The organism is Pantoea sp. Acro-807 (assembly GCF_011752675.1).
GTDB classification, from domain to species: domain Bacteria; phylum Pseudomonadota; class Gammaproteobacteria; order Enterobacterales; family Enterobacteriaceae; genus Pantoea; species Pantoea eucrina.
Map to the genome: position 1 here is coordinate 132986 of NZ_VWXE01000008.1, position 20997 is coordinate 153982.

8 protein-coding genes and 1 pseudogene are annotated in these 20997 nt (G+C 54.7%); 8 read left to right on the forward strand and 1 reads right to left on the reverse strand.

Going from position 1 to position 20997, the window contains the following annotated elements; translation table 11 throughout:
- The first annotated feature begins 6 nt into the window (after window positions 1–6).
- The 6 genes and pseudogenes from F3J39_RS16330 (at window position 7) to F3J39_RS18895 (ending at window position 17081) form a co-directional block, all read left to right on the forward strand.
- Window positions 7–1014 (forward strand): substrate-binding domain-containing protein, encoded by a 1008-nt coding sequence (locus F3J39_RS16330; protein WP_065648032.1) that lies wholly within the window; start codon window positions 7–9, stop codon window positions 1012–1014.
- Window positions 1015–1035: 21 nt separating this feature from the next.
- Window positions 1036–1235, forward strand: a pseudogene (locus tag F3J39_RS16335) (type II toxin-antitoxin system RelE/ParE family toxin); the annotation flags it as partial.
- Between the two features lie 364 nt (window positions 1236–1599).
- On the forward strand, window positions 1600–3261 hold the full coding sequence (locus tag F3J39_RS16340) for a ShlB/FhaC/HecB family hemolysin secretion/activation protein (RefSeq protein ID WP_211049722.1): 1662 nt from the start codon (window positions 1600–1602) through the stop codon (window positions 3259–3261).
- A gap of 12 nt (window positions 3262–3273) precedes the next feature.
- Window positions 3274–14961, forward strand: a complete 11688-nt coding sequence (locus F3J39_RS16345) for a hemagglutinin repeat-containing protein (protein WP_166714432.1) — start codon at window positions 3274–3276, stop codon at window positions 14959–14961.
- Window positions 14958–15323, forward strand: a complete 366-nt coding sequence (locus F3J39_RS16350; protein ID WP_108570188.1) for a hypothetical protein — start codon at window positions 14958–14960, stop codon at window positions 15321–15323. The genes F3J39_RS16345 and F3J39_RS16350 overlap by 4 nt, the downstream gene beginning before the upstream one ends.
- Window positions 15324–15947: 624 nt before the next feature.
- Window positions 15948–17081, forward strand: coding sequence for a hypothetical protein (locus F3J39_RS18895; RefSeq protein WP_233499593.1), 1134 nt, complete (start codon window positions 15948–15950; stop codon window positions 17079–17081).
- Between the two features lie 160 nt (window positions 17082–17241).
- Here F3J39_RS18895 and F3J39_RS16360 read toward each other — a convergent pair whose 3' ends face one another.
- Window positions 17242–18012 carry a GntR family transcriptional regulator gene (locus tag F3J39_RS16360; RefSeq protein ID WP_104085952.1) on the reverse strand — a complete coding sequence of 257 codons (771 nt, stop codon included), beginning with the start codon at window positions 18010–18012 and terminating at the stop codon, window positions 17242–17244.
- Between the two features lie 160 nt (window positions 18013–18172).
- Between F3J39_RS16360 and F3J39_RS16365 the strand changes: the two genes are divergently transcribed.
- Both F3J39_RS16365 and F3J39_RS16370 read left to right on the forward strand, forming a co-directional pair.
- The gene (locus tag F3J39_RS16365; protein WP_166714443.1) at window positions 18173–19372 is read left to right on the forward strand and encodes a M20 family metallopeptidase; all 1200 of its coding nucleotides are present in this window, start codon (window positions 18173–18175) and stop codon (window positions 19370–19372) included.
- Window positions 19373–19390: 18 nt separating this feature from the next.
- Window positions 19391–20989, forward strand: coding sequence for an ABC transporter substrate-binding protein (locus F3J39_RS16370; RefSeq protein ID WP_104085953.1), 1599 nt, complete (start codon window positions 19391–19393; stop codon window positions 20987–20989).
- Window positions 20990–20997 lie beyond the last annotated feature (8 nt).

Below are 20997 nucleotides of genomic sequence, written 5' to 3' on the forward strand. Positions count from 1 at the left end.
CATGACGTGAGAAAAACCAAACGCGTAACCATTACCGATATCGCCGCGCTGGCTGGCGTCTCGAAAGCGACCGCCAGCCTGGTGCTGAACGGCCGGGGTAAAGAGCTGCGCGTCGCCAAAGAGACGCGCGAGCGCGTGCTCTCCCTGGCCCGTGAGCATCATTATCAGGCCAGTATTCATGCGCGTCTGCTGCGCGATAATCGCAGCCATACGCTGGGTCTGGTGGTGCCGGAGATCACCAATCACGGTTTTGCCGTATTCTCAGACGCACTGGAAAACCTTTGCCGCGAAGCGGGACTACAGCTGCTGATCTCCTGTACGGATGAAAATGCCGGCCAGGAGCGGGTTGTCGTGGATAACCTGGTCGCCCGCCAGGTGGACGGGCTGATTGTCGCCTCCAGCATGTCCGGCGACAGCGACTATGTAAAACTCAGCGAACAGCTGCCGGTCGTACTGTTTGACCGCTATATGAATGATACGCAGCTGCCGCTGGTGATCACGGATGCGGTTACGCCTACTGCCGAATTAGTGGCGCAACTGGCGCGCGCTAATCCGGAAGAGATCTATTTCCTTGGCGGTCAGGCGCGCCTCTCTCCGACGCGCGATCGCCTTGCCGGCTTTCTGCAGGGGCTGGAGCTGGCGGGCGTCACGCCCCGACCGGAGTGGATTATTCATGGTAACTATCACCCCAGCAGCGGTTATGAGATGTTTGCCGCGCTCTGCGCCCGACTCGGTCGTCCGCCACAGGCGATCTTCACCGCCGCCTGCGGCTTGATGGAAGGGGTGCTGCGTTACATGAGCCAGCATCATCTGCTCAACAGCAACATCCGCATCGCCAGTTTTGATGACCACTATCTCTATGATTCACTGTCGGTAGCGATTGATACCGTCGAACAGGATGTACCGCGACTGGCGCAGGAGTGCTTTGCGTTGCTGAGCGCGCTGATTGCTGGCGATGAGCCTGCCAGTAACCGCAGAGTGCTGCCGGCCACACTCCGGCTGCGTCACGCATAGCGGCGCTTGTGATCGGAGCAGAGGCAACAGTTTGCGAAAAAGCTGAAGAAGTGTTGCGATAACCCCCATAGCGCATCTGCCAGACTGCGCGGGATAAAATCAAACTGCAAACGTCGGGGTTCCGGCTGGTTTATCAGGTGATCGACGATCAGCTGATCATCGCAGTCGGAAAGCGCGAACGCAGCGATGTGTATCATCCTGCCAGTGAGAGAATGCGATAGCATTAGATTTGCAATGGTAATTACGCATTCCACCCTGCACCGGGCGAAATAAGCTATATCTGCTCTCTTTAAGCGGGCTCCTGATACGGTTTTATTAACCAATCAGAGCGGGTTTACGTTTAATCACAGTGCAAACGCTAATGAGAAAAAGACGATATATCTGGAAAACACTCCCGATTGCATCCGCACTCGCAAATATCTCTCTTTATATTTGAGTTAGGCCAGACCGGAACGATGCTTTAAGTAATATTACGATTGCATTCTCGTTTTATAGCGCCATCAGGAACTTTCTGATTGTTAAGGTGATATTCTGTGCAGGCAAACTGACAGGAAACAGACAATCACTTTAACTTAAGTCTTTATAATGGCACATACAGGGATGGTACTGGCGCTGAGCGTCAGCTTATTAACTGCTTCAGCAGCAGCGGCACCGTTGAATCCGGGCGACCGTGATTATATTCAGAATCAGCAGCAGCAACGTTTACAGCAGGATCAGCATCAGCGCGATGCGCTGTGGAACGCGGTGTCGCCTCTGGCCGCCCCAGCCGGGGAGTCAGGCACATCCGGTCCGTGCTTCCCTGTTCATCATATCGTTATCCGTAACGCGTCTTTATTATCGCAGAGCCAGCAGCAGAATATCACCGCCCCCTATATCCATCGCTGCCTGAACTTAACCAATATTAATTCTCTGGTCCACTCAATTTCTGACTGGTATATGCAGCGCGGTTATATTACCAGCAGAGCGTTTTTAACTGAGCAGGATTTATCTTCCGGTGAGCTGGTTATTCCGGTGCTGGAAGGGAAGCTCGACGATATACGCCTGGACGGTGAGCACCCACGTGCGCTGTTAATGGCTTTTCCCGGCCTGAAAGGAAAGATACTCAATCTGCGCGATATTGAGCAGGGCATGGAGCAGATCAACCGCGTGCGCGCAATGCCGGTGCAGATCGAAATTCAGCCCTCTCCTGAAGCAGGTTATTCGGTGGTGAACCTCACGGCTAAGCCGGAATTTCCGCTCAGTACCTCGCTGGGTTTTGACAACAGCGGACAGAAAAGCACCGGTACCGGTCAGATAAACGCCTCGCTTACCGGCAATAACCTGCTGGGTCTCGCCGATCGCTGGTTTATCAGCGGCGCGCGCAGCAGCGCCTTCAGCCAGTGGCGCGATGCGCAGAGTCTGCAGACAGGCTTCAGCGTACCGTACGGCTATGGCCTGCTTGACTATAGCTACAGCTGGAGCAGATATCACAGCAGCTTCATCAACAATGATTTCACCTGGCTGAGCAACGGTGACAACGTCGCACACCGCCTGAACGGCTCCTGGGTACTTTTCCGCAACGGCGAGATCAAAACCGGCGTCCGGTTTGGACTGAACCACTACAGCAGCCACAACTTCCTCAATAACACGCTGCTCACCGGCAGCAGCCGGAAAATCACCAGCCTGCAGGCGGGTCTGGATCATACGCAGAAAATCTTTGGCGGCGTGGCCACGCTTAACCCGTCGTTCAGTCGCGGCATGTCGTGGTTTGACGCTGAAAGTGATGCGGGCAAAACCGGCGACCTGCCGAAAGCGCAATTTCGCAAGTGGAGCCTCAGCGGCAGCTTTCAGCGTCCGCTAACGAACCGCCTGTGGTGGCTGAGCAGCGTTTACAGTCAGTGGTCGCCTGACCGGCTATACGCCAGCGAGCGCCTGACGCTCGGCGGTGAAAGTTCGGTGCGCGGCTTTAAGGAGCAGTATCTCTCCGGCGACACCGGGGGGTATCTGCGTAACGAACTGAACTACAACCTGTTCACGCTGCCGGTCATTGGCGAAGTCAGCGCGCTGGCGGCAATCGACGGCGGCTGGCTGAAGAGCGATGCGCAGAACCGCGAGTTCACCGGCACGCTGTGGGGCAGCGCGGCGGGTATCAGCACCCGCAACCGTTTTTTCTATACCCAGTACACCCTGGGCATTCCGCTCAGCTATCCCGGCCATCTGCAGCCGGATCGCGTCAGCATTTACGCCCGCGTCGGGCTGGTTTTCTAAGAGGCTAAGATTATGGACGATCGCCAACCCGTTTCCCTCGCCCGTCGTGTACTGAGCTATCTCATCTGCTCTCTGGTGGCCATGCAACCCGTGCTGCCGGCTGTAGCCGCGCAAATCACCCCGGTGACGCCAGGCACGCAGATGGACAAAGCAGGTAACGGTGTGCCGGTTGTCAACATTGCCACACCAAACGGCGCTGGTATCTCGCACAATCAGTATCAGCAGTACAACGTTGGCCAGGAAGGCGTGATCCTCAACAACGCCACCGGCCAGCTCAACCGGACGCAGCTTGGCGGGCTGATCCAGAATAACCCTCATCTGAAAGCGGGCCATGAAGCGCAGGCGATTATCAATGAGGTCACGGGCGCCAGCCGCTCGCAGCTGCGGGGCTATACCGAAGTCGCGGGTAAGGCTGCCAACGTCATGGTGGCTAACCCGTACGGCATCACCTGTAACGGCTGCGGCTTTATCAACACGCCGAACGTTACGCTTACCACCGGCAAGCCGCAACTTGATGTCAGCGGCAAGCTTTCCGCGCTGGAGGTGACGAAAGGATCGGTCATCGTTGAGGGCAAAGGGCTGGACGGCAGCAGCGCCGACGCGGTAGCGATCGTCGCGCGCGCGACCGAAATCAACGCCGGGATCTACGCAAAGGATCTCTCCGTCACCGTGGGGGCCAACCGCGTTGGCGCAGACGGCTCCGTCACTCCGATAGCCGGAGAGGGTCCCGCACCGTCGGTCGCGGTCGATACCGGCGCGCTCGGCGGCATGTATGCCAATCGTATTCATCTGGTGTCGGGCGAGAAAGGCGTGGGGATCAACCTCGGCAATCTGGCTGCGAAGCAGGGTGATATCAGGCTGGATACAAACGGTAAGCTGACGCTCAGTAACAGCCTGAGCAGCGGCGCCCTGACGGCCAGTGGCGCATCGGTTGCGCTCAACGGTGATAACAAAGCCACCGGGCAAATTACCGTCAGTGCACAGCAGGATGCCACGCTGGGGCAGGGTACTCTTGTCAGCGACGCCGGTATCGCCGTAACCGCTAAAGGTCACCTGACCAGCAACGGCACCACCCTGACGGCGGGCGGCGATATCCGGCTGAAGGGATCTACTCTGACAGCGAATCAATCTACCCGCGCCAACGCCGCTCGTAACATTCAGCTTCAGGCTCAGAACCAAATCAGTAACAGCGGTCAGTTTACCGCGGCTGACAGCCTTACCGCTGATACCCGGCAGCTGGACAACAGCGGCGCGCTGGCCGCAAGTGCTATTAAGGTAAAAGCGGATAGCTTACAGAATCACAAGGAGGCAAGCGTCGCCGCGACCCGCAGCCTGATAGCGGTGAGCGACAGACTTCTTAACCAGGGCGTGCTCTCTGCACCGGCACTGAATATCAGCAGCGCGCAGACTGAAAACAGCGGGCTGCTGCAGGGAACCGGTGCATTAAGCTTCAGCGGCGACAGCCTGAACAATCTCAACGGCGGCACCCTGAGCTCTGATAACGCCTTTTCACTGAATCTTCCGACGCTGAACAACAGCGGGCTGATCAGCAGTGGCACCACGCTGACGCTGAGCGGTCAGCGCCTGACAAACTCAGGTGAGATCAACGCCGGGAATCTTACTGCGCTGAATAATACAATCCTGAATAACGCGGATGGCTCGCTACTTGCCGGACAAACGCTGCAGCTGAATAACCAGGAATTGACCAACAGCGGGAAATTAGCGGCTCTTCGCCTTACCCTCAACAGCGACGCCATTAATAACAGCGGTACGCTGCAGGCCAAAGAGATGCTGCAGACAGAGAGCCAGCAGTTTACCAACAGCGGGAGCGTGCTCAGTGAAGACCAGCTGATGCTGGATACCGCTGCGCTCAGCAACGCCGGTTCACTTCAGGGCCAGCGGCTTAATGTTAATGCAGATCGCTGGCTGAACAGCGGGAAAGCGCTGAGCCTGGCGGAAGGCACCTTAACGACCGGCAGCCTGACCAATACCGGCACTATTTTCGGTCAGCAGGCACTGGACGTAAACAGCGGCGAAACCATTAATAATGGCCTGCTTCAGGGGACAACGGCGCTCCGCTTCAGCGGTCAGCGCCTCACAAATCAGGCAAAGGGCATCGTCAGCTCAGATAACAGCTTCGGGCTCGATCTGCCGGAGCTGAATAACGCCGGGCTGATCTCCAGCGGTGCGGCCCTGACACTGAGCGGCGGCAGCCTTATCAACGCCGGAGAAATCAGCGCTGCCAGCCTTACCGCAGACAACGGTAGCGTCAGTAATCAGCAGGGAGGAGTGCTGCTGGCGGATAACGCCATGCAGCTAAACAGTGGCACGCTTTTCAACGCCGGACAGATCGCCGCCAGTCAGCTTGATATCAGCAGTACCACCGCCGGGAACAGCGGCCTGCTGCAGGGTAAAGAGACGCTGCAGGCAACAGGAGAGCAGCTGACGAACAGCGGCACGGTGCTGAGTGGGGGGCAGCTGACGCTGAAGCAGGACCGGCTGGATAATCGCGGGCAGATGCAGGGTCAGCAGCTTGACCTGAGGGCAGGCGACTGGCAGAACAGCGGTAGTGCGCTGAGTGAAGGCGACGCAACGATTGCTGCCAGCACGCTCGCTAACAGCGGTAAAATAGTGGGCCAGCAGCACATTGAGATTACGGGAAACGCCGACAACAGCGGCTGGCTGCTTGCACAGGCGCTAACGCTGAAGGGCGATCTGGTCAACGGCGGGCTGATACAGGGTACCGATGCCCTCGCATTACAGGGCGCTACGCTCGTCAATCAGGAAAACGGACAGCTGCTGACGGCAGGCAAAGCAGACATCCGGGGCTCAGCGCTGAACAATCAGGGCAGTATTCAGGCGGACCAGCTCGACCTGAAACTGGAAAACTGGCAAAACGCTGGCAGCAGCCGGGCAGCCAGCCAGCTTAGCGCCAGCGTGAATGGCGTGCTGGATAACAGCGGTACGCTGATAAGCGAACAGACGCTAAACCTGCTTAGTAGCGAACTCAGTAACGGCGGTACGCTGGCAGCAGACCGCCTGGACATCAACTCGCCACAGCTGACTAATTCAGGCCTGCTTCAGGGTAACAGCGCGCTCTCGCTCAGCAGCGCGAACGTCACCAATACCGCTACGGGTAAATTGATCACCGGTGATTCCCTCTCATTTGCGCCAGTGACACTCACCAATGCCGGCCTGCTGCAGGTGGCGGGTGATCTGAGTCTGACCGGGCAGCGCGTCACTAATAAAGGCCGCATTACAGCTACAAATCTGAGCGCAATGCTGGATGGTTCACTTGATAACGATGCGGATGGGCTACTGCTGGCACAGCAACAGGCAGTTATTCAGGCTAACACCCTGAATAACGCAGGCACTATCGCCGCACAGCAGGTAAAAACCACAGGGGTAAAGCTGCAGAACCAGGGTCTGTTGCAGGGTGATTCGCTGCTGACCGCAGAGTTTAGCCAGTTTGATAACCTTCTCCACGGGCAGCTTATCAGCGGTGATGCGCTCTCCCTCAGGGGCGGGGCGGCCAGCAATGCAGGCGTGTGGCAGGGTCAACACCTCGGCTATCACTTCACCTCACTCTCCACCCGGGGCACGATCAACGGCATCGCTTCCCTCAGCGGCACCACAGATACGCTGCTGGACAATAGCGGCAGCCTGCTCTCCGGTGGACACGCCAGCGTGACAGCCGGTAGCCTGACGAACAGCGGAAAGGTGATGGCAGACAGCCTCACGCTTCGCGGTGATGCGCTGAATAATCAGGGACTGTGGCAGGGTACGACGGCGCTGGATGCGCAGGCGACTGACCATCTGCAACAGTCCGCAGGCGGTCAGGCTCTGAGCGGGGGAGACCTGCTGCTGAGTGCGGGCACGCTGGAGACTTCCGGTACGCTGCAGGGTAAAAGCACGCATGTCAGCGCAGGAAGCTGGCAGCATCAGGGATCGCTGCTCAGCAGCAGTGACCTCACGGCATCGGTCAGCGGAGATCTGAATAATCAGGGCGATCTGCTGTCTCAGGGTGCAGCGCAGATTGACGCACAGAACCTGATTAACAGCGGCAGGCTGCTGGCAGAAAAAGCTGTCACGCTCCGCGGCGGTGCGCTGAGTAACAGCGGTACGGTACAGGGCGATACGCTCGCCATCTATCCCGCCAGCGTCACCAACCAGGGCAGCCTGATTGGCCTGCGGTCGCTGACGCTCGGACCGGCTCCCGCCAGCGGGCTGCGTTTGTTTATGGCACAGGCGCAGCCCGCACGCGCGCTGATTAACAGTGCAGGCGGCCAGCTTCTGACGCAGGGTGCGCTGCATATCAGTGGCGACACCGTGACGAATAACGGCACCTGGCAGGGGCAGCAGATCCTGCTGGATGCCACCAGCCTCACTAATAGCGGCGCTATTCAGAGCGCCGGCGACATGCAGCTGAATCTGAGCGATACCCTCACGTCCACTGCCGGCAGCAAAATTACTGCCAGCGGCAGCGCCGCGCTCAATGCGCGGAGTTTCACCAGCCAGGGGCAGTGGATTGCCCGTTACCTTACGCTGCAGGGTGCCGCGCTTAACAACAGCGGCGAGATCTCAGGCGCTGAAGGAGTGACGACAACGTTGTCGGGCGTACTGACGCAGCAGCCAGGGGCGGCATTGCTGAGCGGGGGTACGCTGGATGTGCATGCTGCTACCGTAGATAACGCAGGCCGGATGCAGGGCAGGGATCTGCTGCTCAGCAGCGGCAGCATCACGAACAGCGGCTACATACAGGGCGACAGCAGCCTGCAGCTCAACGCCAGTGGACGCCTTATCAATAACGCCAGCGGCACATTCCTGAGCCAGAACAGCCTGACGCTGACCGCGCCCGAACTCTATAACTATGGTGTGATTCAGGGAGCCACCAGCCGTATTACCACCAGCGGCCTGGCCAGTAACAGCGGCAAACTACTCTCTTCGGCAGATCTCACGCTGAATGTACCACAGCTGGTCAACAGCGGCTGGCTGCAGGCATCGCAGCTGATGCTCAATGCGGCCAGTGCCAGCAACAGCGGCACGCTGATGGCAGATCAGCAGGCGATTCTCACCGGCTCCAGCCTGCAGAACCAGGGCAGCGCACAGGGCGCAAACCTGACGGTAAATTACGCGCAGCTCACGAACAGCGGCACGCTGCTGGGTACAAATCAACTGAATATCAACGCTGCACAGGTCACGCAGCAGGCGGCGGGTAAACTGTTCAGCGGCGGCAGCCTGCTGCTTGAAAGCACGGGATTTGATCAGCTGGGACAAGTGGTGGCGCTTGGAGACGCCACGCTGAAACTAATTAACAGTTTTACCGCACACAATACCCTGGCCGCAGGAAACCGCCTTACCATCAGCAGCAAGGGTGCGATCGACAATCAGGGCACGTTGCAGGGGCAGGCGCTGACGCTGAGCGCGGACGGCGATTTGATTAATAACGGCCAGCTCACCACCGGAAGCGGCGACAGTAGCCTGAGCGGTCAGCGTATAACGATGAACAGCGCAGGCACGTTACAGGGCGGGGGAAATATCGCGCTGAATAGCCGCAGCGATGTGGCGCTCAGCGGCTTTACCGGTACGCGTGGCAGCCTTACCCTCTCCTCACCGGGCAGCATTGTGAACACAGCCCTGCTGTATGCTGGTCAGAATCTCTATCTGTACGCTGACCGCATTCAAAACCAGCGCGGCGATATCCTCGCGGGTAACAACCTGTGGATGCAGCGCGACGCGGCGGGGAATGCGAATAGCGAGATAATCAATACATCGGGCAATATAGAGTCGCAGCAGGGGGATATTACCCTGCAGACCGCGCACCTGCTGAATCAATGGGAATCCATCTCAGTGGGGCCAGTGACAACGGAGAATGTGGCAAATAGTTATGCGTCTGAAACGCCGGGCACCGTGGAAATCCCTCTGGATGCATTTCAGCCAGGAGAATTAAAATATTATTTTACGGATCACCCGATTCCGCCGGGACCTAATTTTAGAATTTTCGATGTCACCCCGATTCCCACTGACTTATCGAAAAGTCATGAGGCACTGGTCGCCCGGACCACATCCAGCACGCAGGTCAGTGGGCAAGCAGGAAGAATAGCGGCTGGCCATAATTTAAATGGCCAGGCCACCACTTTAGATAACCTCGGCAGTTATATTCTTGCTGGCGGGAACCTCTCGCTTACGGGTCAAACATTAAATAACCAATCTTATCTGTCAGGCACGCAATCTGTCTGGAGAACCTACACTCCTTCAGATGCTTACAATAAATATAAGCCGGTACTTGAAAGCGGTGGCAGCTCGCAATATCTCCGGGATAATTTAGATGATTTAATTTATAAAGGCGATGCCATCTATTTTCATGACTACAATACTGGCGTCATGCTTAAAAAAAGTGTGACTTACGTTGCCACAGAAAATTATCGCACAGAAGGCAGCACGTCTATTCGCGGCGTTATTCAGGCGAATGGGAACGTCAGCGCGAATTTTGCCGCTATCGTTAACAACAGCGAATCGAATGATGTTCGTGGCACCATTACGCCAACGCTTGCTGCACCTGCGATAGCCGGTCTGGCTAACGCCGGGATCGGCAACGGTTCGCAACGCCTTGGACTTGAGCAAGCTTCAGCCTTTACTGTGGGTAGCCCTGAGTGGGTTGATGAGGTATTCCGTGCGGTGCAAACCGTTAATGGTGCAGGATCGCTGGTGTCGCCCGATACGACGACCAGGGGGCTAAATATCATTACTGATAAAACGGTAGCGCTGCAAACAGGTGGTCAAAAAATTGCTCTGGTGCAAAGCGCTGAGGGTGCATTTATACCGCAGCCCGGAAGATTGCCCGAGGGGCAAAAAGTTGATATCAGCGCCTGGCCGATTCCGTTAACACAGAATGGCTATTTTACGGTCTCGCAGGATCCTGCCAGCCCCTATTTAATCACCGTCAACCCGAAGCTCAATGGCTTAGGGGCTCTCGATCAGAGCCTGTTTAGCGATCTCAATACCCTGCTTCATCGCCAGCCTTCAGCCGCGCCGGCTGAGACGCGCGGTATCTATACCGATACCCGTCAATTTCTGGGATCTTCCTATCTGCTGGATCGGTTGCAGCTCAAACCGGAGCAGGATTATCGCTTCCTTGGCGATGCGGCATTTGATACCCGTTATGTCAGCAATGCGCTCCTGAGCCAGACCGGGAATCGTTATATCAACGGCATGGGTTCCGATCTGCAACAGATGTCCTGGCTGATGGATAACGCAGCGAAAGCGCAGCAATCGCTGGGATTAGCGTTCGGTGTATCACTGAATGCTGACCAGATTGCTGCACTTGACCACAGTATATTGTGGTGGGAACAAGCGACCATCAATGGACAGACAGTGATGGTGCCAAAACTTTATTTGTCACCTGATGACGCCACCGTGGCCAACGGCAGCGTGATTGCTGGCAATAATGTTGCGCTGACGGCAGATAATATCCGCAATAACGGCAGCACCATCAGCGCGAAGCAGAATGTCGCATTAACCAGCCAGGCGCAGATTGATAACATTAACAGCAGCTTAATTAAGGCGGGCGAGGGCGTAAATCTGAGTGCCTTAGGGAATATTAATAACATCGGTTCGACGATCAGTGGCAGGCAGGTGGCGCTTGAAAGCGTCAGTGGCAATATTGTTAACCTGACCAGCACTGCCAGCATCAATAATAATTCAATCTGGAGCCGCTACGCTCTGACAGAGCAGGGAAATCAGGCTGCCATTATCTCAACAGGTAATCTCTCTCTTGTAGCCGGAGACAGCGTTCTCAACACGGCCTCTCTGCTGAAAGCTAACGATGACCTGAAGATTCAGGCGGTGAACGATGTCTGGCTCGGCGCGAATACAGTTAACAGCAGCTTTACTAATCGTTATCGTGACAACGCCACCACCGCCGCGGTGGGCAGCACGCTATCTGCTGGTTCGGCATTAACGATTAATGCCGGCAAAAACCTTTCCGTTGTGTCAGGCCAGCTTAATTCAGGCAAGGATATGTCGCTGACGGCAGGTAATGATCTGGCTCTATTATCTCAGCAGTCTGGCACCCATGATTATATCCGTAATACAGAAAGTCATCGCTCTGGTGCCGAACGCACGACCGTTTCCAGCGGCGGAAAACTGACGCTGGTAGCCGGACAGGACATCACCAGCCAGGCGACTGCGCTGGTGGCAGAAGATGATATCGGACTGAAAGCGGGCCGCGATATTAACTTAAACGCTGAAGAGTTCATATCGGGTAACAGCGAACGCGGCAGCAGGAAAACGATCGTCAACGAAACGGTACGCCAGCAGGGTAGCGAAATCGTCAGCGGTGGCAGCACCACGCTGCTGGCAGGGAATGACATTACCAGCCAGGCCTCGACGCTCACAGCCAACAAAGATCTGGCATTGCAGGCCGGACATGACGTCAATATCACTACGGTAACTGAAAGTGATTACGCCTACCGGGAAGAGACCAAAACCCGGAAAAAGCACTTCAGCAAAAAAACCACGCATACGCTCAGTGAAGAGAGCGCTACGGCAGAAAAAGCCTCCAGCCTGAGTGGCGATCGCGTTTCAATTATTGCCGGCAATGACCTGCTGGTGAAGGGCTCATCGGTTGTGGGTGAAAGTGACGTCGGGCTGAAGGCAGGTAACGATCTCAACATTACTGCCGCCACCGATACCCAGACACGCTATCGCCTGAGCGAGACCAAAAAAAGCGGCATGTTCAGCGGCGGCGGTATTGGCGTGACCTTCGGCAGCGCATCATCAAAACAGGAGCTGAAACAAAACGGAACAACCGAAAGCCAGAGCGCCAGCACCATCGGCAGCACCGGCGGCAACGTTACAATGGTGGCGGGGCAGAATGCGCGCGTGGCGGGTTCAGATGTGATTGCGAAGCAGGATATCAGTCTGGCTGGCGGGTCCGTGACCATCGATCCGGGCAACGATACGCTTACCCGCCGTCAGAGTTTTGAGCAGAAGCAGAGCGGATTGACGCTGCAGCTCACCAGTCCCATTACCGACGCGCTGCTCAGCCTCGGTTCGCAGGCCAAAGCTGCTGGTGAGGCGGGAGACGATCGTCTGAAAGCGCTTAATGCCGTGAAGATGCTGGAAAGCGGTTGGGCAATGTCGAAAGGCGCCACGCAATCCGCGACCGCGCTGGCTAACGGCAACGTACGCGAAGCCGGCATTAAGATTGCGCTTAACGTAGGCGCCAGCAAGAGCAAATCCTCATCTGAATACAACACAAATGTGGTGATCGGCAGCTCGCTTAACGGCGGTGGCAACGTAGCGGTCGTGGCCACGGGCGCCAAAGGCACCAGCGGCGACCTGACCCTGGCTGGCAGCAATATCACCGGCGGAAACGTTACGCTCGCTGCCGCGCATGACCTTAATCTGGTCGCAGCCAGTAACAATACCGAACAGAAGAGCAGTAACAACGCCTCCGGCTGGAGCGCCGGAGTGCACGTGGCCATCGGACAAAAAACCGGTATTGGCGTACAGGCCAGCGGCTATATGGCCAGCGGCGCGGAGAACGGCAGCAGCACCACATACGTCAACAGTCGCGTCAACGCCAAAGAAAACCTGACGCTGAGCAGCGGTAATGACACGCTGCTCTCTGGTGCCCAGGCACTGGGCAATAGTATCAGCGTGAACGCGGGGAATAATCTCACCCTCTCCAGCCTGCAAGATACGGATAACTACCAGAGTAAGCAGCAGAGCGCCAGCGGCGGCTTCAGTTTCACCTTTGGCACTATGAATGGCTCATTCGGGCTAAGCCTGAGCCAGACTAAGGTCAACAGCGAGTACGCCAGCGTCGGCGATCAGAGCGGGCTGTTTGCCGGTAACGGTGGCTATGACATTTTTGCCGGCCATCATACGCAGCTCAACGGCGCGGTGATTGCCTCGACTGCAGATGCGGCAGACAACAGGCTTTCCACAGGTACGCTGGGCTGGGACAACATTGAGAACCACGCGGAATATCACGCCAGCAGCACCTCTGTAGGGATCAGTGGCGGCAATGACGGGACTAAACCCTCTCTTCTCCCGACTCTGGTGAATATGAGCGGCAGCGCTTCCGGTACCACGCGATCTGCTGTTGCAGACGGGACGCTGGTCATACGTGATAAAGCACAGCAGATACAGGATGTCAGCGGGCTGAGCCACGATACGGACAATGCCAACGGTCACATTGATAAGATCTTTGATAAAGAGAAAGTCGGTAATCAGCTGGCCTTTGCGCAGGGCGTACAGGAGCTGGCCGGTAAAGTAGTCGGCGACGTTAAAGCCTACAAACTGGACGCGGCAGCTGAAGAAACCAAAGCGCGCCTGCTGAAGGAGCACCCTGACTATGCCGGCAAATCATCGGATGAAATGAACACGCTGATAGAGCATGACCCGGGGTATAAGGCGGTCGCAGATAAGTGGAGCACAGGCGGCACTTACTCTATGGTGGCGACGGCGGTAGCCAGCGCATTGGGAGGACTCAGCGCCAATAATCCGGGAGCGGCTGCCAGCGGCGCCATGGCACCTTTTATCGCAAATCAGATTAAAAAGGCCACCACAACTTATGATGCAGACGGTAAGGAGCATATCGATCTGCTGGCCAATACTATGGCGCACGCTGTGGCAGCCGGTGTACTTGCCAGAATGGGAGGCGGGGACAGTACTGGCGCAGCTGCCGGCGCGGCAGGCGGAGAACTCACTGCGCAGGCAATCATCAAGGTCATGTATCCGGATACGCGGCCTGGCGAACTGACTGAGAGCCAGAAGCAGACCATCAGCACCCTGAGCCAGCTGGCAGGAGGATTTGCTGGTGGCATCGCGTCAGATTCGTTAATGGGTTCTGGCGCCGGCACGATGGCAGGTAAAAATGCAGTAGAGAATAATTCTCTGGCAGTGATTGCGCGCGGCGGTCAACTTGCGGTTGAGGGCTGCTTAAAGCTTACGGCATGCCGTAACCAGTTGATCGAGAGCGGTCTGGGAGCGCTTATTGGGGCCTCTGCTGCAACCTCAGCCGTTGAGCAACTCTCATTCACTGAGAAAACAAACGTCATGCTGGCGGCTATGTCCGCCGATCCGGCGTTGGTAGAAAAACTGTCGTCCGCTGAACGTAAAGCCTATGATGAACTACAGCAACAGAAAGGGCTGATTACGGTATTGCCTGTGCCGGAACAGGATCCAGCGGGTGGTAAGCTCGTTAATCCAGTTCAGGATATGAATAGCGGAACGTCTCTGACGTCACCTGACCAACGGGATCAGAACAGCAGCAGTCACACTGGTAGCGTGAGTGGTGCACCGGACACCAGTGTTAATACAACGGCCACACCGATTGCTGAACAAAATAAAGAAGAGCTAGCGTATCTGGCAGGCGGTTATGAACCGAACAAAGGTGCTGTAGGGAATATGGGCGAATTCTTTAGGCAACAAGGCTTTGGTAGCCTGGTAAAAGATGGTTCACAGAAAACCAGCAAAATTTATCAAGGGCAATCTGTCTATAAAGCCTCTGGCAACCTCAGTGATGAAGTTCGCAAAGGCGATCAATTTTATCTTGATGCCAGCCATAAAAATCATCTTGAAGTGTTTGACAGTAAGGGTAACTTTAGAGTTGTTTTGAACTTAGATGGCTCCGTTAATCCGATTAAAACAAAAGCAGCTGCTGCTGAAGGGCGGAAATTACCCAAATGACGAAAGAAATTAACTTTGACGAATTAAAAGACATTTACCTTCAGTTGCTTGAGGCGATGCCAAATCAGCCAATAAATGAAAACGATCTTTTGATAGATTATAGTGCGCAACAATGTGCCTCATTTCATCGCGGCCTTGAGTTGCTTGGGAATGCTAAGGCGTTTCTGGAAAAGGCCCGAGTGAATGATGATAAGATTGCAATGCAAGTAGCGCTGGTTTATATCCGGGTGCACTCAATGAATTTATCAAGCTTTTTTGATGCATTTAAAGAAGATGCTGATGCTTTGCTGAAGTCCTCTGACTGGCCGGATATCCCTGAAGATTACGAAATACCTTCGCACTATAATTATCCTGTTAAGTAATACGGAAATGATAGCCATTAAATGGCACTCAATCATTGGGTTGCCATTTAAAAATATTGAGAGATATGGGAGTAACTCAGAAGGTAAACGGCAGTTTTTTAAGATCCAAGCTTAATTAAATGGCAATTAAAACCAGTGCGACTTTACCAGGGGATAATTTACTATCGGAGACAAATTGTCTCGCTCGGACCTCTATAGGCGCACAAAATTCAAGCGAAACTGGCAGTTGATGCACACGCGGAAGATAACACTCTCTCGCTGAACTATCAGCATAATAGCTGTAGGATAACATACTTGAAGCCTTATTTATTACAGGAGCTATAACAGCCTGTTAATGCCTGAAGGACGACATGAACACTATCATTTGACAAAAAAATATAGTAAGGAAACGGCATGGTCAGTAGATTTTAAATTAAATAATTGCTCTCTGGCATTGTCATTAGATGCTGAACCAGATAACAATCCTACTGAAATTAAAAATCATCGGAAAAAGGTCTAAAGTATCTCACATGCAGAAGTTTTAGAAAAGTAATGTGCGCTTTATTTATTCTACGAAGATTAATTAAAGAGTCCATTTTCAGATCGATTGCAAACAGCCTTTGGATTCATAACTAAGGAGTCGTAATGAATAAATTTTCCTGGTTTCTCAGCCTGATGCCACCTTTGCTAGCCATCATCATTTTAAGAACTTATCTTGGATATTTTGACAATGTATCTCTCTTTACTGAAAACCTGACGGTAGCTGGTATATTTAACTTTGTCTTTATTTTTATGATCCTGACCACGGCAGGATTTTCGATAATTTTCTTTTCTTCTTCAATACTTTTTGCTCTTTTCATACCAAAAAAATCACCAACGATACATAATTATCGAGAAGTGAAAATTAAAATTACGGTAACAACACTGTCTTCAATTCCACTGATTGTACTTTTCTTTTTTGGCTGGGCTTACCTTTCCACCTTTTACCCTGCGTTCGGGTCATTGATAGCTTGGGCAGCATTTATAGCGTGGGTAACCCTGGTTTTTTTAGTAAATTATTTTTTTATGATTCAACCTGTCAGAAACGCACAGGGCTATCAGCCTATAAAGCTTCGTCGAAAGACCTATTTTATCCTGCTTGGAGGGTGCCCTGTTTTCATTCTGTTCATTGTGGCCCTGAGTTTTTCATTCTCTTTCGGTACCATTATTAGTTGGGTAGACAAAAAAACAGCAGGAGACAGTCTGGCTGTGATGCTTAAGCTTGCCGTACTGGCCACTGGGTTAGGGATCCTTCTTATTTTGCCAGGTGTCATCTATGCTAATTTAGAAGAGAAAGAACTTGATAACGTATGGTTTATCCGAATATCTGCTGCGATGATCTTACTATGGCCCATGCTTATCAGTACATTCGTGCCGTCATTCTTCCCCATGCTGGTGGATAAAACGTTGTCTTTTGGAGGGGTGTCAGACTGGAAAAGCAGGTATTATCAAATTGACGAGAGTAAAATTCCGTCATCTCATTTTGGGAGTAAAGTTTGGCAGACCAGCGTCATGGTTTCAGGTAAAAGCTATAGCGTAAAGGGCATGCTAGTATATTCACTCAATAACGCTAAGCTCTTATGTCCGGATTCTGTACAACAGCACTACCGAAATATGCTGCGATTTGTTCCATGGGACCGTGAGTATGATAAACGTATGGCATTAAAGCTTAAAGACGTTTCCACCCGATGTCAGCCATTCCCTCAGGGTGGAGTAGTGAGATTATCTGAAAAGTCATAAATATCTTCAGTATAATGCCTGCTGACTGACAGGCATTTGTCAGAGCAAACCAGAACTGACAATCAAGCCGAGGCTATATCCTATAAACCCGTGGCGATCCAAGCGGCAGAGCCTCTGCAGCTAAGCATAAGGACACTGAATCGTCTGGCTCTCTTCACCGCTATCTTATCTCATTTACGTACATAAAGTGCTCAGTGCTGTAGCGATGGTGCGCCAGAATCACGGGGATGGCGCTCTGATCGAAGGAGACTTCATCTATCACCATAACGGCCTGCGGGAGCGTCAGCTCAAGCAGGGTGGCATCCTCTTCATTAGCCAGAGATGCCGTGATCTGCTCGCGTACCGCGGCCAGACGAATGTCGAATTGCTCAAACAGATACCGGTAGAGCAGAGGAGGCAGCTGTTCTGCGGCGGGAAATGCTGGCAGGCGACTGGCTGGCAGAATGAGCGTCTCATGCATCGCCGCAATACCGTTGACCCGCCGCAGGCGCTTTAAACGATAAACCTTGTCACCCGCTGCAATTTGAAGCTTTTCGGCTTCCCCGGTTGTTGCCAAACTTTCCTGATAATCCAGCAGCAGGGTTTCAGACAGCAGCAATCCCCCTGTTTTATCGTGCAGACGAAAATACTGGAAGAAGTGACTCAGGTTATGCAGCGGGGCCCAGCCCGTGACCACCGTACCGGTTTTTCGCCGGCGCATCAGCATCCCCTCCGTGGTAAGCGCGCTTAACGCTTTGCGCATTGTGCCCACCGACACACCAAATCTGGCCGCCAGGCTGCTTTCGCTTGGCAGAATCGTGCCGGCTGGCAGCTCTCCCTGCAGGATGGACTCACTGATGTGACGCTTGATCACGTCATGCAGCGGGGCACCTTCGCCTGCATTCAGCCGTGTAAACGGCACGGTGTTACCTGCGTCATAGTTTTTTTGCATAGCTGCGATTACCGGTTGACCCGTGTTGATAAATTGCATTATCTATAAACTATATAGTAATACAACAGGTAATCGCCCGGTGGATAAAAATAATCGTTTTAACAATGCGTTAGACGTCATTAGCCAGGATACCTTACGTATCACCGAGGATCTTCAGCGCATGCTCGCCGCGGATACCTGTTTTCCGCCGGGCAGCGGTTACGCGGCGTTTGCAGACCTGATGACGCAGATGCTGGCACCGATGCAGTTTGCTTTTCAGCGCGTGTCTGTTCCGGAAGCGCTCTGGCAGGTCCCTGACGGCAGTGCACAGGGTGAGCGTGTAAATCTGCTGGCGACGCTCAACTGCGGGGCAGCTGAAAACTGCAATCTCTATTTTCATACCGATACCGTACCTGCAGGTGATGGCTGGCGCTTTCCGCCGCTGGCGCTGACCGTGGCAGAAGGCAGGCTCTACGGTCGCGGGGCAGCCGATATGAAAGGCACGATCGTGGCAGCGATTGCCGCCATCCGCTCAGCACAGGCCTGCGGCCTGCCGCTGCGCTTCAATCCGGTATTTCTACTGTGCACCGACGAAGAGGGCGGTCTCTATCCGGGTATTCGCTATCTGGCAGAGCAACAGCTTTTTTCCGGACATCTGCTGAGCTTCAACGGCGGTGCGGTACCGCGCATCTGGGCCGGATGCTTTGGCAGCATTGACCTCAAAGTGATTGTGAGCGGGCGATCCGCGCACTCCGGCGATCCAGTCGCGGGCATCAATGCCATTGAAACAGCGCTTCCCCTGATGAACGCGCTGTATCAACTGAAAGGGCAGGTTGAGCAGCGCACGTCTGCCATGCCGCCGCCACCGCATTATCAGGGAAAACCTCTTACGTCACTGCTGACGCTCGCCGCGGTACACGGCGGCAGCAAAGGCTCCACAATCCCCGAACGTTTTGAACTGCTTATTAACCGCCGGTATGCGCCTGAAGAGGCGTTTGATGAGGTCTGGCAAGAGCTCACATTATGCATCAGTCAGGCAATGGCGGAGAGCCGCGCGCTGGATGTCTCCGTGCAGCTGATTGGGCATCTGGCACCGGTAGCCGATCCTTATGGACCGCACTGGCCACGCTGGCAGGCTGCGCTGAGCCAGGGGTTTGGCTTTCCTGATAACGCTTTTAAACCGTGGGGATCATCCACCAGCTCAGATATGGGTTGGGTGCAGCGTGCAGGTATTCAGGAGATTTTACTGGGTGGCTTAGCCCGCCCCGACAACCGTATTCATGCCACCGACGAGTTTACAACGATGGCAGATATCATCGCACTTTCGCAGTCCATTCTGGCGTATCTCGCCAGTGATTTTCAGCCAACCCAGGGTATTTAAACCAGCGAGGAAGAGAAAATGTGCGCAATGAAAGCAGTAAACCGCCGGCAGTTCATCGCCGGTTCTGCGGTTCTGACGGGTGCAGCTGCGCTGTCCGGATCTTTCTCTGCCAGCGCCGCGCCGGTGACGAGCGCCACACCCGGCGGCTCACCTCGCAAGGGGGGCGTGCTGCGCATCAGTGTTGACCAGGCGATTAGCGTGATCAACCCGCATCAGGTACGCGTCAATCCGGAATATCTGGTGGCCGAGCTGCTTTACAGCGGGCTGACGCGCCTGACGCAGGAGATGAAAGCGGAGGCGGATTTGGCGCAGTCATGGCAGGCCAGCGCCGATCTCACGCAGTGGACGTTTACGCTGCGCCCCGATTTGAAGTTCAGCGATGGCACTCCGCTCACCTCCGCTGACGTAGTCGCCAGCCTGCAGGCGCTGCTCGACCCAAAGAACGCGTCGCCTGCGCTGCATAATATTGGCCCCATCAGGTCGGTCAGTGCGAAAGACGACAGCACCGTACTGATTGAAACCGATACGCCTTACGCCGATCTGCCGGTCATGCTGGCCTATCCGGACGCCAAAATCATTCCCGCCAGTATTGCTCAGGGCCAGATAGACAAACTTAGTAAGCGTTCACTGGGCGCGGGTCCGTTCCAGCTGGTGTCATACGATCCTGAACGCAAAATTGTGGTGAAGCGTAACCCGCACTATTACGACCCGGCGCGCCCCTATCTCGACGGCGTTGAAGTGGTGGTCTATCCCGATGGCATTGCAGAGAGCTCCGCGTTGATCTCCGGCGATACCGATCTGATGCTGAGCGCTCAATCAAGCGAATTTGCCCGCCTTTCCCGATCATCCGGCGTACTGCCATTGCGGGTAGCGTCAGGCCAGTTTTTAAACGTGAACATGGGCTGCGATCAGAAACCCTTTAACGATGCGCGCGTGCGTCAGGCGCTGGCGCTGTGTGTGGATCGCCAGGCCTCCGTGGATTTTGTCGCTGACGGACTGGGTTCACCCGGCAATGATACCCCCATTAATGCCGCTTACCCCTGGTACGCTGATTTGGCCCGTAAGGCCGTGGATTACAGTAAAGCCAAAGCCCTGCTGGCAGAGGCAGGTTATCCCGACGGCCTCGATTTAACCCTGGTTGCCTCAGATAAACCTGCGACGCGAACCCAGCTGGGCATCGCGCTGCGTGAAATGGCGAGGCCTGGCGGCTTTCGCATTAAGGTGCAAACCATGGCGCACAGCACCTATCTCGATCAGGTGTGGAAAAAGGGCAACTTCTACGTGGGTTTCTACAATATGCAGCCCACCCCGGATGCCGTGTTTTCGCTGCTCTATACCTCAACTGCCGCATGGAATGAAACCCGCTGGAATAACGCTGACTTTGATGGCGCGATCAAAGCTGCGAGGGAAACCCGCGATGAGGCTCAGCGCAGCACGCTGTATGCCAAAGCACAGCAGCTTATGCATGACGACGTGCCTTCAGTAATCCCCACCTTCTTCGACCTGCTGGCCGCAGGTCGCGACTATGTGGCGGGCTATCACCTGCATCCTCGCGGCGCGGTGTTCCGTCTGGATCATGTCTGGCTCACCGGCAAAGCGCCCGTACGCAGCGTTTAAGGAGAGAT

Coding starts and splice junctions, on each gene's coding strand:
- F3J39_RS16340 (WP_211049722.1), top strand. CDS start 1,600: ATGGCACATACAGGGATGGTACTGGCGCTGAGCGTCAGCTTATTAACT.
- F3J39_RS16345 (WP_166714432.1), top strand. CDS start 3,274: ATGGACGATCGCCAACCCGTTTCCCTCGCCCGTCGTGTACTGAGCTAT.
- F3J39_RS16350 (WP_108570188.1), top strand. CDS start 14,958: ATGACGAAAGAAATTAACTTTGACGAATTAAAAGACATTTACCTTCAG.
- F3J39_RS18895 (WP_233499593.1), top strand. CDS start 15,948: ATGAATAAATTTTCCTGGTTTCTCAGCCTGATGCCACCTTTGCTAGCC.
- F3J39_RS16360 (WP_104085952.1), bottom strand. CDS start 18,012: ATGCAAAAAAACTATGACGCAGGTAACACCGTGCCGTTTACACGGCTG.
- F3J39_RS16365 (WP_166714443.1), top strand. CDS start 18,173: ATGCTCGCCGCGGATACCTGTTTTCCGCCGGGCAGCGGTTACGCGGCG.
- F3J39_RS16370 (WP_104085953.1), top strand. CDS start 19,391: ATGTGCGCAATGAAAGCAGTAAACCGCCGGCAGTTCATCGCCGGTTCT.